This is a genomic window from uncultured Methanobrevibacter sp., from assembly GCF_900314615.1.
Lineage (GTDB): Archaea > Methanobacteriota > Methanobacteria > Methanobacteriales > Methanobacteriaceae > Methanocatella.
Map to the genome: position 1 here is coordinate 24,262 of NZ_OMWA01000002.1, position 17,219 is coordinate 41,480.

The 17,219-nt window shown below is 33.0% G+C and carries 12 protein-coding genes; 5 read left to right on the forward strand and 7 right to left on the reverse strand.

Features of this window, described 5'->3' with window-relative positions:
- The first annotated feature begins 48 nt into the window (after positions 1 to 48).
- Positions 49 to 1,077 carry a DUF1786 domain-containing protein gene (locus tag QZN33_RS00760; protein WP_296788433.1) on the forward strand — a complete coding sequence of 343 codons (1,029 nt, stop codon included), beginning with the start codon at positions 49 to 51 and terminating at the stop codon, positions 1,075 to 1,077.
- A 4-nt stretch (positions 1,078 to 1,081) separates the two neighbouring features.
- On the forward strand, positions 1,082 to 1,741 hold the full coding sequence (locus QZN33_RS00765) for a PHP domain-containing protein (protein ID WP_296788434.1): 660 nt from the start codon (positions 1,082 to 1,084) through the stop codon (positions 1,739 to 1,741).
- Between the two features lie 7 nt (positions 1,742 to 1,748).
- On the opposite strand, the gene albA is transcribed toward QZN33_RS00765, so the two are convergent.
- The 6 genes from albA to QZN33_RS00795 form a co-directional block, all read right to left on the reverse strand.
- Positions 1,749 to 2,024, reverse strand: coding sequence for a DNA-binding protein Alba (gene albA / locus QZN33_RS00770; RefSeq protein WP_296788437.1), 276 nt, complete (start codon positions 2,022 to 2,024; stop codon positions 1,749 to 1,751).
- A gap of 194 nt (positions 2,025 to 2,218) precedes the next feature.
- Positions 2,219 to 3,742 (reverse strand): 2-isopropylmalate synthase, encoded by a 1,524-nt coding sequence (locus QZN33_RS00775; RefSeq protein WP_296788440.1) that lies wholly within the window; start codon positions 3,740 to 3,742, stop codon positions 2,219 to 2,221.
- A gap of 51 nt (positions 3,743 to 3,793) precedes the next feature.
- Entirely contained in the window at positions 3,794 to 4,999 is a 1,206-nt protein-coding gene (locus QZN33_RS00780; RefSeq protein ID WP_296788442.1) for a PQQ-binding-like beta-propeller repeat protein, read from the reverse strand.
- A gap of 11 nt (positions 5,000 to 5,010) precedes the next feature.
- Positions 5,011 to 6,165, reverse strand: coding sequence for an ABC transporter permease (locus tag QZN33_RS00785; RefSeq protein ID WP_296788445.1), 1,155 nt, complete (start codon positions 6,163 to 6,165; stop codon positions 5,011 to 5,013).
- On the reverse strand, positions 6,152 to 7,201 hold the full coding sequence (locus QZN33_RS00790) for an ATP-binding cassette domain-containing protein (RefSeq protein WP_296788447.1): 1,050 nt from the start codon (positions 7,199 to 7,201) through the stop codon (positions 6,152 to 6,154). The genes QZN33_RS00785 and QZN33_RS00790 overlap by 14 nt, the downstream gene beginning before the upstream one ends.
- On the reverse strand, positions 7,185 to 7,598 hold the full coding sequence (locus QZN33_RS00795; RefSeq protein ID WP_296788450.1) for a PadR family transcriptional regulator: 414 nt from the start codon (positions 7,596 to 7,598) through the stop codon (positions 7,185 to 7,187). Before QZN33_RS00795 ends, QZN33_RS00790 begins: the two co-directional genes overlap by 17 nt.
- 67 nt (positions 7,599 to 7,665) lie before the next feature.
- Between QZN33_RS00795 and QZN33_RS00800 the strand changes: the two genes are divergently transcribed.
- Positions 7,666 to 8,379: a sugar phosphate isomerase/epimerase gene (locus tag QZN33_RS00800; protein ID WP_296788453.1), complete on the forward strand. Its 714-nt coding sequence runs from the start codon at positions 7,666 to 7,668 to the stop codon at positions 8,377 to 8,379.
- Between the two features lie 71 nt (positions 8,380 to 8,450).
- Here the strand turns inward: QZN33_RS00800 and QZN33_RS00805 are convergent, their stop codons facing one another.
- Positions 8,451 to 9,245, reverse strand: coding sequence for an HAD family hydrolase (locus tag QZN33_RS00805; RefSeq protein WP_296788456.1), 795 nt, complete (start codon positions 9,243 to 9,245; stop codon positions 8,451 to 8,453).
- A 125-nt stretch (positions 9,246 to 9,370) separates the two neighbouring features.
- Between QZN33_RS00805 and QZN33_RS00810 the strand changes: the two genes are divergently transcribed.
- A complete protein-coding gene (locus QZN33_RS00810; RefSeq protein WP_296788458.1) occupies positions 9,371 to 11,053 on the forward strand; it encodes a hypothetical protein in 1,683 nt (560 codons plus the stop codon).
- A gap of 333 nt (positions 11,054 to 11,386) precedes the next feature.
- Positions 11,387 to 17,083 carry a right-handed parallel beta-helix repeat-containing protein gene (locus tag QZN33_RS00815; protein WP_296788461.1) on the forward strand — a complete coding sequence of 1,899 codons (5,697 nt, stop codon included), beginning with the start codon at positions 11,387 to 11,389 and terminating at the stop codon, positions 17,081 to 17,083.
- Positions 17,084 to 17,219: the final 136 nt, after the last annotated feature.

Genomic DNA, 17,219 nt, shown 5'->3' on the forward strand with positions numbered 1-17,219 from the left:
AAAAATGTACAGTTTAATTATTAATAATATAAAAAACAATTTAAAACCATGAGAATATTAGCTATTGATGTAGGAACAGGTACCCAGGATATAATGATATACGATACTGAAAAAGAACTGGAAAATTCCATAAAATTGGTATTGCCTTCCCCGCATTTGTTCATTTCACAAAAAATAAGAGAAATAGAAAATGACATCTACTTTAAAGGAGAAATAATGGGCGGAGGAAAATTAAAAAAGACTATCCAGGAGCATATGGATAAAGGATATGACGTTGTAATGCACCCTACATGTGCAAGAACAATCAGAGACAACCTTGAACAGGTAAAATCATTCGGAATAAAAATATCTGAAAATGAAAAGGAATTCAAAGACTATACAAAAATTTCCCTTGGAGATATAAACATTACAAAACTTTCAGAATTTTTACTTGGATATGACCTGGAATTTGACTTTGATAAGATTGCAATAGCTGTACAGGATCACGGATACAATGAAAATATGGGAGATCGGGATTTCAGATTCGAAAAAATAAGAGAAAAAGTCTCAAAACCTATTTCACCACTGGAGTTCGGATTTGTTGAAGACATTCCTGAATATTTCACAAGAATGCAGGCTGTAAAAAGACAGATAAAATCTGAAGGAATAGAAGATACACCATTGGTAATGGATACCAAATTTGCATCAATAGCTGGAATGTGTTACGATGAAATGGTTGAAAAATTAAACAGTTTTGTGGTAATAGATATAGGAAACGGTCACACAACAGCAGCATCAATAGAAAACGGTAAAATTCAAGGAGTATTTGAACATCATACATCAAGTTTAACTGGTGAATCACTTGAAAGATACATAAAAAGACTGGCATCAGGTGAAATAACCCATGAAGAAGTTTACAATGACCATGGCCACGGCGCACATGTTTTAAATCCGATTTCAAAATTGGAAAAAGTAATAGTGAGCGGGCCTAAAAGGGAACTGATTGAAAAAACAAATCTTGACTGGCATCATGCTGCACCTGGAGGTGATGTGATGATGACCGGTACTGTAGGATTAGTAAAGACAATATTAGGATGATAAAATGCTAAAAATGGACTCACATATCCACAGCGAATATTCGCCGGACTCAAATTCAAAAATAGATTACATACTGGATGTAGCCAGAAAAAGAAATATAGATGTGATTGCAATTAGTGACCACAATACCGTTGATGGAACCAGTGAAGTTTTAAGAAAAACAAGAAACACAGATATATTAGCCATTCCATCTATAGAAATTTCTTCAACAGAAGGCCATATACTTGGTTTTGGCTGTGAGGAAAACATACCTAGAGACCTAACTCCTGAAGATACAATTGACAGAATCCATGATTTAGGAGGTCTTGCAATTATACCTCATCCATATTGTTTTTACAGACATGGACTGCTGCATAAAACAGACTATAAAAAATTAAAAATAGATGCAATAGAAACAAAAAACGCCAGATTTATTGCAGGTTACTGCAATAATAAAGCAAAAAAATTATCACAAAAAGAAAATATTCCTTCCCTGGGAGCAAGTGATGCCCATTACTGGGAATTCGTTGGGGACTGTTATAGTCTGGTTGATGCTGAAAAAGATATTGACAGCATTTTTAAAGCAATAGTTAAAAATAATGTAGAGGCTCATGGAAAGGGTACATCAAACATGTTGCTTTCAAAATACTTGTTTGAGCGAAATGTATTAAAGAAATTTGATTAAAAAGAGCTTAGTTACTCTTTTCAATTAAAATTTCAATAATAGACACATTTGTTTTTTCCTGATTGTAATTTTCAATTTCTTCAGTAGAAATTTGAATATCTGTAACATCGGAATCTGGTACAAATCTGTTGCGAACAATTTCAGCAGCATCAACAGCCCGACTTATAGCTTTACCTCTAGCACGAAGTAATACTTTATCAGAACCCTCATTAAATTGAGTAACAACTGCTAAAACATAATTCATAACAGGTTTACTACCTACAAAAATTGTATTATTTTCCATATTAACTCACCATATAAAATATTTATTTTCAATGTATATAAAATTTTACATAAAAATTAAATAAAAAAATTAGAAAAATATATATGAAAATTTAAAAAATATATAAAAAAAATAAAAAAAAATAAAATTAAATAAACAAAAAGTCAAATGATTGAAAATAAATAAAAAAATAAATAAAAATTGAAAAAAATTAATTATTGGTTTCTATTTATTAACAATAATTTATTCATAGAATCAATAACTGCAAGGATACTTGCAAGAACTACATCCTGATTGGTTGACCTGCCTGTGGATTTATTACCATGTGAATCAGAAGTGATAACAAAAACCTCAGCCAACGCATCTGTACCGCCGTTAATAGCTTCCAGATTATATTCTTCAAGTTCCAAATCGATAGTATCCTGAACTAAAGTACGTACGGCATTCAATGCTGCATCAATAGGTCCGACACCAGTACTTGCAGTTTCTTTTTCGTCACCATCTATCTCCAATTTAACAGTAGCAGTAGGTGAAACATTAGCTCCCATTGAAATATTCATGCCTTTAATAATTATAGGAGTTTCACGAGCTGAAGCAAGTTCAGTAATAGCAATGGAAATCAGATCATCATCAGTTACACATCTTCCACTGTCCCCAAGACTTTTGATTTGAGCAAAAACATTGTTGAACTGTTCTTGATTCAAGTCTATATGATACTCCTTAAGTTTGGATTTTAAGGAATTTGCACCAGTGTGCTTTCCCAAAACGATTTTTCTTGAATGGCCAACCATTTCAGGAGACATTGGTTCATAAGTAAATGCATTATTTAAAATACCATGAACATGAATACCGGATTCGTGGGCAAATGCGTTATCTCCTACAATAGGCTTATTGACAGGCATTTTAATACCGGTTAAACGGCCGACAAGATGTGATAAACTGTAAAGTCTAGTAGTGTCCAGTCCTAAATCAACACCATAAGCAACTTTTAATGTAACGACAAGCTCTTCTAAAGAGCAGTTACCAGTTCTTTCACCTAATCCATTGACGGTTACATGAGCCTGGTCAGCTCCACATTCCATAGCAGTTAAAGTATTAGCTGTTGCAAGACCGAAATCATTATGGAAATGAACACTTACAGGAGTCTTGAAGTTATTTTTAATATCAGAAATAAGTTCACGTGTATGAACAGGTGTTAAAACCCCTACGGTATCCGGTACATCCAAAAAGTCAGCACCTGCACTTTCAACCTCGCTAAAAATTTCCAATAAGAATTCTCTTTCTGTTCTGGTGGAATCCTCTGCAGAAAATTCAACAGTCAGTCCATGGTCTTTAGCATATTCGACTGAGCTTACGGCACTTTCAATTATTTCTTCTTTGGATTTTTTGAGTTTATAATCCCTATGTAAAGGTGAAGTACCTATAAATGTATGAATATAACTTAAATCTGAATCCAAAACAGCATCAATATCTTTATTTAAAGAACGTGAAAGACCAACAAGAGTTGAATCCAAATTTAAAGCATTGATTTCTTTAGCAGCTTTTATTTCACCGGGAGAAGAAGCTGGAAAACCGACTTCAATTTTATCTACACCCAGATTATTAAGTTTTTGTGCAATTTGAATCTTTTCATCAACAGTCAATGCAACACCAGGTGTTTGTTCACCATCTCTTAGAGTTGTATCGAAAATGTATATTTTATTAGCCAAGTTAATTTCTGAATATTTCTGATTAGGCATTGTATCACAATAATAATTTTTATTAAATAAATTTAATGTTAAAGATAGATATTATTTTCTACCTTTAACTTTACGCACTAAAACAATAGCTACAATAATTATAACAATTAAAACAGCTAATGAATAGTACATCTGCATAGATCCCGGAACTTCATATTTTTCAATGTTCAATGAATAAACATTGCCGGAATCATCACCGAACAATAAACTGTTACCATTTATTACAGGTGAAGAGGTAATCGGAGAATTAAATAAAACAGTTCCAGGGTTATAGGTAAACTCTTCAAGCCCTGTGAATTTATTTAATACATATAAGTAACCGTTGTTGGATGCAAAAGCCACAAGATTGCCTTTGATGGCAGCAGTTGTTTGAACCTTATTGCCAACGCTATGGCTCCATTTAACATTACCGTCACGGGTGTCAAGGCATGTTAAATTACCTTCATCTGAACCTATGTAAACATTATTGTTATATTCATCCACAGTAGGAGAGGAAATGATTTTATTGTTTAAGTCAACTTTCCAGTTTAAAGAACCATCAGATTCATTTAAACAGTATAAATTGCCGTCTGTTGAACCAAATATAACTGTATCATTTACAAAGCTAGGGGAAGAAAGTATTTCATCTCCTGTATTGAACTCCCAATTGCTTTGTTTGTCTGTATCAACACTATAAAGTCTTCCGTTGGTGGAACCAATATAAATGGAATCATCTACAACAATTGGGGAAGCCTTGAGTTCACCGTCCAATTTTTTGTTTAACTCTACGCTTCCGTCCTGCTTATCCAAACCATATAAATGGCCATCGTCACATCCGAAGTAAACAATATCTTCATAGAAAAATGGAGTTGACTGAACATTGCTGCAGTCATAGTCCCATACGACTTTGTGACTGTTAATGTTTATGGCTTTAAGTCCATCTTCACATCCTATATATAATCTGTTTGAGTTTACAATCGGTGAAGAATTGGTTTTTGATTTCAAATCCAAATCCCATTCGACTTTTCCTGTTTCCATATCAATAGCTTTCAGGATACCATCAGCTGAAACGATATACATATAATCGTTATAGATAGCAGGAGATGACTTGACAGGAGATCCCATATTTGCAGTCCACAGATTTGTTACAAAATCTGAATTTTCATCCCTATATCCGCTATGGTCCACTCCACCTGCAAATGAATTCCAGTCTGCAGCTGCGATTGGAGATAAACATAAAAGACAAATTACAAATCCTATTCCTAATTTTTTATACATATTAAAACCTCCTATACATCCCTATTAAATCGTTTTACACCAATTATAAAGAATAAAAGTGTGAAACCTAAAAGAACAACAATATCCACCCAGACATCACCTAATGTTTGCCCTTTAAGCATAATTCCTCTCATTGCATCATTCAAATAAGTTAACGGGAAGATGTATGCTAATTTCTGCAATATCCAAGGCATGGTTTCAATAGGATAGAATACCCCTGAAACAAACATCATCGGCATTGAAAACGGAAGTGAAATCTGAGCGTAATCTTCCTGAGTTGATGTTCTTGCAGAAAGCATTATACCAAATCCAACAAAGCACAATGCACCGATTACCAAAACTATAAATGTCTGGAGGAAACCGCCTTTAATACTGACATTAAAGAGCAGCACTGCCATGAATATAAGTATTAAAGCCCTCACCAGTTCAATTAACAGCTTTGCAGCAATCTTACCTCCGATTACAGTTGAAACTGAAGTAGGAGTCATAAAGAGTCTTGCAAGTTCACCTGTTTCTCTCTCACCAGCTATGGTTGCACCCATACCCATCATACAGCTCATCATTATTGTCATTCCCAAAATTGCAGGAACCAAAAAGTCAATATATTTGATATGGCCGTAAATTCTGTTGATGTGGAGGCTGATATCATCCTTGAAATTTTCTAAGGAATGTCCTAAAGAAGGAGTGATATTGGCATCCTGGGAAGTGACACTTGTCTGTGATGCCACCATATTTGACAATCTATAGAATATTCCCTGTGTTGAAGATTCAAGGATTTGGGATGCCATCTGATCTGACGAATCCAGATAAAGCGTTACGCCTTTCTGCTGCGTAGAGTCATCATCATAATCACTCGGCAGTATAATAGCGGCCTTTACTTCTCCCGAATCAACACGAGCTTTAGCATCGCTTAAACTGTCCATTACCTCAACAACATGATAAGTTTCTGTATTTTTAATTGTATCCAAAGTCAAATCTGTCAGATTTCCGTCACTTTGAGAAACAACAACTATAGGCAAGTCTGTCATTTCTCCACCCATTCCATAACCAAAAAGCAAAATCATGATTATAGGAAATGCTAAAATAGATACCAGTCTAGCAGGATGTCTTTTAAGGGAAATCAGTTCCTTTTTAATCATCCACCAAAATTTCTTAGGCTCTATCATCTTCATTCACCTCTGAAGTGGCTTTAATAAAAACATCTTCCAAAGACGGCTCTTCGGTTGAAATTGATTTGATGATACCTCCTGCAGAAATAACATCATTTAAAACATTTTGAACAGCCATATCATCAAAGCTGTCAACTCTTAAATTAATACGTCCATTATGTGCCAGTTCAAAGCTTTTAACATCACTAGATTTTTTAATAGCATCAATAATATCATCACTTTGATTTTTAAGCAAAAAGGACATCTTTTTTAAACTTAAGTTCTCCATATCTTCCTGTGTTGAAGTTGAAACTTCATTTTCTTGAGATATCTTTCCCAAAGCCTCGGTCATCTCCTTTTTATTGCTTTCCAAAAGAGAATCTTTGAGACCCTGCGGAGTATCATAAGCTACTAAATTACCTGTATTTATGATTCCAACATTGTCACACAGCATATCCACTTCATGCATGTCGTGAGAACATAAGATTATAGTGTGACCACTGTCATTCAATTCTCTGATTAAATCCCATAATGTTCGTTTGGTAGTTGGATCCAAACCGATAGTAGGCTCGTCTAAAAATAAAATATCTGGTCTGTGTACAAGACTTGCAACGAGTGAAGCTTTCTGTTTTTGACCACCTGAAAGCTGACCTACCCTTTTATCCTTAGCATATTTAATGTCTACCAGTTCCATTAAATCCTCAATACGGGAATCCCTCTCATCAACAGGAACGCCATAATAATCGGCGCACAATTGTGAATTTTCCATTACGGTCAAATCCTTATAAAGACTTACCTGCTGCGGAACCATTCCCAACAGGTTTCTGACTTCATCGGGATTTTTCTGGACATCATATCCTCCGACTGTAGCCTTACCTGAGGTAGGCTGGATTAAACAAGTGAGCATCTTTATTGTGGTTGTTTTTCCCGCACCGTTCGGACCAAGCATTCCAAAAATAGTTTTATTTGGAATTTCCAAATTAAGAGAATTGACTGCAGTGAAACTATTATTGTAAATTTTTGTTAAGTTTTCAGTTTCAATTGCGTTTTTCATCGTTAATCTCCTTTCCGGTCATATCTTCAAAAAAAGCTAACCAACTGGGATTAGATAAAATACTATTCATGTGAGATTGGATATCATTTAAAACTAAAATGCCCTCTTCAGTAATTGAATAATATTTAACCCTCTTATTATTTTCATTAGTTTTCCATTCACCCATTATCAATCCTTTTTTCTCCATTCCAGATAAAATTGGATAAACCTTGCTGGAATTAATATTCAAATCACATTTAGCACCATCAAAGCTAAAAAATTCATCCAATATCTTCATGATTCCATATCCATGAACAGATTCCTTTGAAATAATCCACAGGATAAGGTTACGTATTATTCCGTTGGAGAAATGCTTAAAGAATTTTTTATGAGTTTCGTCAAAATTTTCATCAGTCATAATTCACCATATGTCAAAATTTGATATATGTAAACATTTATTATATTATTTTTACTTATATATAAATATGAAACTAGGTTTTACAACACTAGCTGTATTTATGGAACCCAACAATGACATCATCAATTTAGCTAAAAAACACGGATTTGAAATAGTGGAGATTCTCGGAGAAGACCCTTTTTATGAAAAAGACCATGGGGAATTCAAAGACTGCGGACTAGACATGAGAATACATGCAGCAACTGTCGACATTAACATAGCAAGTTTAAATAAGGGGATTAGAGCTGAAAGTGTAAAACAAATGATTCAGTGCGGCCATTATGCAGAAAGCATTAATGCCAATACCATAACAGTTCATCCCGGAATAATCGGTAGAAATGAACCTCATCTTAGAAAATGGGCGCTGGAACTGGCTGTTGAAAGTGTCGGGGAAATTATCGACAATACAAATGTCGAAATATCAGTTGAAAACATGCCTGTACGGGGAAAATTTTTAGGAAATACTGTTGAAGAAATTGAAATGATCCAGGAGGAAACCGGCTGCAGCCTCACCATAGATACCGGTCACGGAAATACCTGCGGAAACCTTGAGGAAATGCTTTCACTTAAAAACATCAGTTACTGTCACTTAAACGATAATGATGGAGTTAAAGACCAGCACATTACTCTTGGTGAAGGTACACTTGACTTGAATTTACTGAAAAAGATTGATACGGCTATTATAGAGCTGAACAACTTCGATAATGTATTGAAAAGTAAAGAAGTCATTGATAACTTATAAGTTATTATTTTTTTATAACTGCTAAGTTATAAGTTATAACTTATAACTGATAACTTATAAAAAAATTTAAGTTAAAAATCAATCATTGTAACTTCAATAATATCCTCTATAACATAATCAGTCTTGTCCATCATCTTTGGAGAGACTTCTTCCTGCTGTTCGATGGTTAAAACACTGACATCCGCCTCTTTAAATGCTAAAATATCATTTAAACCATCACCTACCATCATGACCTTGTATCCGCCTTCCTTTAAAATGGAAACGATTTCACATTTTCCCCTAGTTGATACTGTACCATAGGCATTATCCTCAGGAATATCAAGCATGTTAGCCAGTCTGTTAATGGCCCCTTTTCTATCTCCTGATGCAATGAATATCTCTATTCCCCTAGATTTCAATGTTTCAATTGTTTCAAAAACTTTCGGGAAAAATTTGCCTGCAGAAGTAATGGTATACGCTACCTGGCCCAGATCCATATCTACAATTAAAGCTGACCCGTTGCACAGCTCCATATACGGAATCTTTTCTCTCAAAATATCAAATCCGTCGGTAATATCTGAAATGGTGGTGGATGACTCACCGTCAAGAATCTCTTTAACTTCGGCTTTTGAAACCTGACGGGTGGAAAAGCTGATGTCAAAGTCAATTTTATATTCCTTAATGACATCTGAAATTAAAATGTCAGGATTCAGATTCAGAAGCTTATTTGTATTAAACTGAAGTACAACCAAAGCCAGAGAATCGGCCGCATCAATAATATCCAATGAATTGATATCTGTGAAAATATTTCCGTTTAACACATCCTTTACAACTCTATATCTTTCAATTAAAGTTCCTGAGTTATCAAACACAACAGCTTTTTTCATAGTATCACACAGTAATTAAAAATCTGAAACTACTTGTACATAAATATTTCAAAATGTAACTTAAACTAAACTGTTAACTGAATAATAATATTATATAAATATAATTGAAAATCAAATTATAAAATATGATGAAAAAATTACATATTGCGTTCGTTTTTGTAGTTTTATTATTTTTAGCAGTCGGATGCGTATCAGCAGACGAGGAAAATATGACAGATCCAATACTGGAAACACCTGAAAACGAACCCGTTATTGCAATTAACGAATATTCAAACGATAATTTAAATAACAATGAAGAAATATTGAAAAGTGAAGAAATAAATACCAATTTATCTACTTCTGTAGATGTTACTCTTAATTCACAGCAAAGCGATGACAAGTTAGGCGCAAGTACAGGCAAATCAAACTTAAAAGTTATAAATTATACCAATTTTGTTAAAAAAGGAGATACATTGTATTTGTACCTGACAGATATGAACGGAAAAGCAGTAGCAAGTAAAAAGTTAACTATAGACTTAAAGGGAACTACTTATCAAAAAACTACAGACAGTGAAGGTAAATTTGGAATTTTAGTTAACCTGCCTGAATCAGAATCATCAATGAAAATTTCCTATGGCGGTGATGCTGATTATAATGCATTTTCCCAGATAATTAAATTTTATATAGATAAATCAATGACAATGACCATCGGAAATACAAAATTGCTTACAAACGGTTTTTTAAGAATTTATCTAAAAGGATCTGCTGCAGCAATTGCAGGAAAAACAGTTAAAATACAAATCGGAAATAAGGTTTTTACCAAAAAAACAACTGATGAAGGTTTTGTTGTCATAAAGCCAAAACTCAGCAAAGGCACTTATACCGTAACTTTAACATATGGAAATTATACAGTTTCCAAAAAAATCAAATGTATAGCGGGAGATGTTGTTAATCCATTTAAAAAAGCAATAGCTATGGTAAATGGTGTACCTGACATTGACAGGATGCCTTCAAATTATGTTATGGGCGATAATGATGCCAAATATACAGTTTTAAAAGATCAGTACAAAGAAGTTTTAAAAAGAGACAGTTACTGTTTATTTTTATATGGAAAATTATCAAAGTACACTTTCTTTAAGACAAAATCTTCTCCTAAAATTTATCATATCTTAAAACGTGAAAAATGGAATGTTATTGAACAGGCCCTAAACATTAAGCTTGTAAAGAAAAACAAGTACAATTACTGGCCAAGTTATGTATCCGCTTCACTTAAAGGAAAATCATATACCTACTCAGAAGTTCGTGATGTGCAGAATACAGAATATACCTGCGGTCCGACATCCGCAAGCTCTTGCAGTCAGGCTCTAAGAAATTATTATTCTGAAAAATACTTCCAGACAAAAGCACACGTAACACATGGAGTAAATTTAAATGTCCTTAAAAGTGCTGTGGACAGCAGTAATTTTAAATCAACTTATTTCTATTCCATGAGTACTGCTGTAAAGCAATTGGCTAAAGGAGGATGTGCGGTAATTGCATACCTTCCAAACCATTATGTATCCGTTTTAGATGTCAGCAAAGACGGCAAGAAGATACTGGTTAGCAACTCTTATGGAAAATATAATGTTGGAGGAGACACCAGAATTCCGACAGGTTGGGTATCATTAACAAAATTCAACAAGAAATTCCAGGGCGCAGGCATAATTGTTAAACCTAATTATAAGATAAGCAAAACCACTAAAACTAAAATGAACTGCTTCTACAAAAGTATGGGCATGAAATACGCACGTCAAAACACCAATGAAAGAATACCTGATGTGCCAATCTAAAATCAGACTATTTTTCTGGTCAAATCTAGGAAATTAAATATAAGTTTCCTAAATGGCCATATTTTTTTAATTATTTTCAATAGATATCAAAAACTACCTCTTTTTTATTATATCATAAATAATTTTAAAATTATTATAATATCCCTTATTTTATTCAATTTGACAAAATTGTGAAATATTTAAATAATTTCAAAATAAAAAATTTAAGCATAATCAATGAAAAATTATCCTAAATAAATTTTAATTGATTATTATTTTGTTTAATTAATTTAAAAAGGAGGTGAAAAAATAAAGAGAAAAATATTGATTTCATTAATGTTTATTTGTTTGATAATGTTATCATTAAATTTTGTTGCTGCAAATAATCAAACAATATCTGGAAATGAAAGTGTATCCTTAACAAGCGAACCCCTACTTCAGGCACAAAATGATATTCAAATAAAAGATACTTTAAATGCCTCAGAAGGCAAGGTAATTGAAATTAGTCAAGACAATTATGATAATTACTTTGATGCCAGAACAGGTAAAATATTAGCTTCAGCTAGTATTTCAAGCGGGGATACATTAAAAATTGGAAATATTTCCGAAAGAGCATTTGTTATTGATCGCCAACTAACTTTAATGCCCATTACTCCCAATGATCAAATAAAAAACGGTTTTATACATTTGATTAAAGGAAGTGACGGATCCACAATTACAAATTTAACTATTAATAATACGAAAAATACATTAAATATTCGAGGCGTTACTGTAGGTCAACTTCACGGCATATGGTTGTCTCATTCCAACAATAACCTTATTTCTTACAATACAATAAGAATAGCAAATTCTGGAGGAGTTTATGCAATGCCTATGGGATGGTCCAGTAATAATCGTATTATTTACAATGATATGAAAACTTACGTGAGCACAAATATTATTATGGGAGATTCACATTATAACCTGATTTCACATAATAGTTTAGAAGTATTGTCTTATTCAGACATGTCTGTTACAAATCTGATTTACTTCAATCCATTTACTCACGCAGATTATGCTGGAACTCCATTATGTAAAGGCAACATAATTTCCTACAATTATTTGAAAGGTTTTTGTACATTGCCTATGTCTATAATTTTGCAATTTGAATATGCAAGCCACGACGGCACAGTCGTTGCAAATAATACAATTATTAAAGGATCAATCGGAATAAATCTGAATGGTAATAATGTTTCAGTTTATGGAAATATAGTTACTGACAGTGGCGTGGGTATTTCTGTAAGCGGAGGTGATTTTACTGTCACAAACAATACTGTGAGCGGAACAAGTCAGCAGACAGGAATCAGAGCCAATTGTATTGAAAATTCAAAAGGTATCATCTATGACAATAATATTACATTCAGCGATGTTTCAAACGGTATGTCACTGACAAACAATATTGAAGCATATAACAATAACATCAATATTAAAAATTACGGTGTAGGCATTTCACTGTCCGGTGAAAATACTACAGTCCATCACAATAATATTAAAAATAATCATGATACAGGTGTTTCAATACTGGGCAGCTATAATACGGTTAGTAAAAACATTATAACCACTAACAGTATAGGTGTGGCAATACCTTCTGCAATAAACAGTAATGTAAGATATTACAACAACACCATTACTGACAATAGGATAACCAGTGAAAGTTACGGTATTTCAATTGAAGGTCTGGTTTATAATTCAATTATTAAAAACAATATCATTGAAACAAACATGACTGTAGGTATAAATATACAGATTACCGATAAGAAATCCAATACGGAACTGGACAATATTGTCAATGGAGTGATTTTAAACGCTACATCAATTATTATCAATGACAATAACTTCTACCAATTCTTCGATGAAGAGGGATATTTCGTTTATGAATTTGAAGAAGATACCCCAAAAGTTATCTTTTTAACATTTTTGACCAATAAAAATCTGATTTTTGATGAAAAAATCACTGTAATTAGTAATAAAATGGATAATCTCCTTTTTAATGTTACAGTAACATTTGAAGGCGATTCAGAAGGATCTGTTCTAAGAGATTTTAATTTCATAAACTACGATAAAGAAGCTGTCATTATAAATAATGTTGATGACATTACTGTCAGCAATAATAATATTACAGACATCTATAAGAAAGCAAGCAAGTCAAATTCCGCTGTTTTAGTTCAGGGCGTTTGTAATAATGAAATTATTTCCAAAAACAATATTTACATAAATGCCAAAACCGATTATGTTTATGCTATAACAGCACCTGCTCTAAATTCTAAGGGATTATTAAACAGAGAATTTTCCAAAGGATTTGCAATAAATGACAATACAATAATTATCATTTCAACAGGCATGGCAGAAGCAATTTATACTGATGCACTAGCTTTTAGTGAATTTAACAACAATAAGATTAACATTAAAGCTAATGGTTATGCATATGGTATTGCTCTTGCAAATATAATAGGTAAATTAACCAACAACAGTATAAAAAACAATGAAATTGTAATCTACACTGATGAAATGGCTTATCTGATTGAGCTGCACATGACAGAAAACACTACCATTGCAAACAACACATTATACGGTGAAAGTAATGGAATATATGGTGTTGGAGTTTACAGTTCATCTAACGTGACAATAGAAAACAATAGAATTTCAGCATTTGGCGGAGATTTGAAAAATATAAAGTCAGTTGATGATGTATTAGGTATTGGAAATGCTGCAATTTCAGCAATAAACTTTGTAAATAATATTACAATAAATAATAACTTAATTATAACCAATATTACAAATCCGATTTCCAAAATCAAGGCAAATAATGAATCCGAGGTAAATATATCATCAAATTCATATATTGTCAGTAATAATAACTTTAACACATATTTCAAGAATAATGAGTTTATTAAAGGAAATGTTGAGGAAAATGCTGTACTGTTATTATATAACATTACAAACGGCCAAAAAATGGAGATAACAACTCCAATTGTTATCAGCTCATATGACAACAATATTCCAATTATTGCTTCATTAATCTTGAATAAAGCTTCAAATGTGACAATTTACAATATAAACTTTGTAAATTCAACAATTGAACTTAAAAGTTCATCAAACAATACTATATTTAATAATAGCTTTAATTCACAAACCCCAACTATATTAATCATTAACAATGGTGAAAATAATACATTTGCAAACAATACTGTCAATATGAACGGCGAAAAGATTTCAGCAATTAAATTGGCTAAAACAAAATCCAATAATATTTTAGATAATGAGTTTAACCTCAAAGGAGATAGTGTTAAAGCAATAATTTTAGATTCATCAAGAAATACTGTCATTGAAGGAAATATAATTCTTTCAGATGCAAATGATTTGATTTTCATTGAATCAACAAAATCATTGTATGACAACATTACTCAAAACACATTAAGAGGTAATGCCTCATCTGTATATGGATATTATGCAAGCAATTCCAATTACGGACACATTGGTAATAATATCATTGAGATTAGAGGAACATCAAACATAACTGAACAGTCAGGAGTTTATTTCAAAGGTTCATCAATGATAAATGAGGTAATCAACAACCATATTGAATCATTTTCCAAAAATGGTGATGACTATGCAGTTATGGTAATAGCTAACAGTAATCTTCACAACACAATAATCAATAACTTCCTGATAAGTTCCAATGGAGCTAAAAGAGCAAATGAAGCGGTTTATAGTAAATACGGAACTATTAAAGACAATACACCTATTGACCTTTATGTTTCAGCTAACGGCAGTGATGAGAGCGGAGACGGAAGCATTTATAATCCATACGCTTCAATCTCAAAAGCTTTAGAAAACAGTTTAAATCATGCGGTTATTTATGTAGGTTCAGGACAATACAATGAAACAAATTTAATCATTAACAAGAACGTTACAATACATGGCAATGGTGAAAATGTTATAATTGATGCTCAATCTGGCCAATTATTCGATATCGCTCAAAATGGAATTCTTTCAATTTACGGAATAATTATTCAAAATGCTCATAATGTGGATGGAGGATCAGCATTTATAAATAACGGTAAGTTATCCATTTCCAATTCAGTTATTTGCAATTCCTCATCTTACTACGACAATTCCCATCCGGTATTTGACCATGACGTTGAAATAGACGAAGACGGAGAAATGAAATCTGCTCACACACTTAACTGTAGTGGAACAGGTAAAGGAGGAGCCATATTAAATAATGGTGAATTATACATTAACTCATCAGTATTTTACAATAATTTAGGCCATACCGGAGGAGTTATCGCTGATTACGGTAAATTAAATATTGATTCATCAGTATTTTACAGAAATCAGGCAGTTCATGGTGGAGTTATCTTTACCAACTCAAATAATGAAATAAACATTAAAAATTCATTATTCATGAACAATACCGCATTGACATCCCTTGATTATTGTACTGTAAGAATTGGTGCAAGCACATGGTCAATCGACAAAGGATACACTTACACCTACTCTTCACTTTGTGAAAATCCTGTTGGTGAAGGGGGAGTAATATACAGTAAAAATACAGGCATCCTAATGGAAAATTCAACATTTAGAGATAATTGCGCTAAAACCGGAGGAGTCATTTCCGCACCGCTTGACAGTTTGACATCACGTTCAAGCAATGCCAAAGTTAATTTAAAAATCAATAACTGTGAATTTATAAACAATAGAGCAAATGATACAAGAAAATCTTCAGGATCTATTGATTTAAACAATTATCGTTATTACAGTGGATTTAATGGTGGAGTAATTTATGGAGCTTATAATAACTTAGAAACTAGAAATTCAGAGTTCTATTACAATCAGGCAACCAATAACGGTGGAGTAATCTATGCAAAAGCTAATGATGGAAAACTTTTAGATTCAATATTTATGCTAAACACTGCAGGAACAAGCGGTGGCGTATTGGAAATCTCTAAAAATTTCATCATAGAAAGATGCATAATCTCAAACAATTCAGCCAGATACGGCGGTGCTATCGAATACAATTCATATGAATATTATGGCCATGTTCAAGACCACATTAACATTTATAACTCTACAATATCACACAACAGAGCTTTAAATGGCGGTGGTGCATTTAACATAGGATATGCAAATATTACCGTACGCAATACAAATATTGTGGACAATGTAGCACCAGGCGGAAATACATTCCATTCCACAGTTATTGGAGGCGAGCAGGACATTGATATGAGATATAACTACTGGGGAAAGAATGGTCCCGATGATTCAGTCTGGAAAGCAATGAATCGGGACAGTTTCTATCCAATTACAAGAGAAATGATAAATTGGAATCCTCAAGTCATTGACGATGAACCTTCAAACCCTGCAATTGACGTTAATCCTGATGACGATTCTAAAGGACATGGAGGAAATGAAGACAAACCTTCAATTGACTACAATCCAAGTTCAACAGAATCAAGTACTTCAACTGGCAGAAATATTGGTGGAAACGGAAATAATGACGGTAGTGGAAACAATTATGGTCCTGGAAGCGGTACTGGCGGAACAGGCAGTGGTACAGGCCATCCTGGAACACCATATAATCCGGGAGACGGTGGAAACACAAATGCATACGGACATATTCCGGGAAATACCTATACTGGTCAGAAAGTAACTGGAAACTATAATTCAAGTTCATCAAATGCGAACTCAAAGGTTGATGGAACATCAAATTCCAACAGTCAAAGTAAAGTGAACAGTTCAAATCATGATTCAAGCCTGTCTACAGTTGGAATGATATCCAATGCCGCTGCATCATCAGGTTCTGATGGTGGAGGACAGGGTGAAACTTCCAGCACAGACAGTTCACAGTCCGGTGCACAAAGTGTAAGTAAATCCTACGAAATAAAAGAAAAATTGGATGAATTAATCGATGATGACAAATCAATGATGACCTTTATTGCTTTAGCAATAATTGTATTGTTGTTGTTAATTATCGGTTATAAACGAAAAGAAAGGGAAAATGAAGAATAAATTCATTTTTTCTTTTCTATTTTACTTTTTTTAATGAAAACTTTTTTATAAGATTTTTTAATAAATTTATATTATAATTGACTATTTTATAAATTTGTTGAGGTGTTATTAATTTTAAAAAAGAAAATCACATTAG

Bases quoted from the DNA above. Each gene is read 5' to 3' on its own strand.
- QZN33_RS00760 (WP_296788433.1), top strand. From the start codon at position 49: ATGAGAATATTAGCTATTGATGTAGGAACAGGTACCCAGGATATAATG.
- QZN33_RS00765 (WP_296788434.1), top strand. From the start codon at position 1,082: ATGCTAAAAATGGACTCACATATCCACAGCGAATATTCGCCGGACTCA.
- albA (WP_296788437.1), bottom strand. From the start codon at position 2,024: ATGGAAAATAATACAATTTTTGTAGGTAGTAAACCTGTTATGAATTAT.
- QZN33_RS00775 (WP_296788440.1), bottom strand. From the start codon at position 3,742: ATGCCTAATCAGAAATATTCAGAAATTAACTTGGCTAATAAAATATAC.
- QZN33_RS00780 (WP_296788442.1), bottom strand. From the start codon at position 4,999: ATGTATAAAAAATTAGGAATAGGATTTGTAATTTGTCTTTTATGTTTA.
- QZN33_RS00785 (WP_296788445.1), bottom strand. From the start codon at position 6,165: ATGATAGAGCCTAAGAAATTTTGGTGGATGATTAAAAAGGAACTGATT.
- QZN33_RS00790 (WP_296788447.1), bottom strand. From the start codon at position 7,201: ATGAAAAACGCAATTGAAACTGAAAACTTAACAAAAATTTACAATAAT.
- QZN33_RS00795 (WP_296788450.1), bottom strand. From the start codon at position 7,598: ATGACTGATGAAAATTTTGACGAAACTCATAAAAAATTCTTTAAGCAT.
- QZN33_RS00800 (WP_296788453.1), top strand. From the start codon at position 7,666: ATGAAACTAGGTTTTACAACACTAGCTGTATTTATGGAACCCAACAAT.
- QZN33_RS00805 (WP_296788456.1), bottom strand. From the start codon at position 9,245: ATGAAAAAAGCTGTTGTGTTTGATAACTCAGGAACTTTAATTGAAAGA.
- QZN33_RS00810 (WP_296788458.1), top strand. From the start codon at position 9,371: ATGATGAAAAAATTACATATTGCGTTCGTTTTTGTAGTTTTATTATTT.
- QZN33_RS00815 (WP_296788461.1), top strand. From the start codon at position 11,387: ATGTTATCATTAAATTTTGTTGCTGCAAATAATCAAACAATATCTGGA.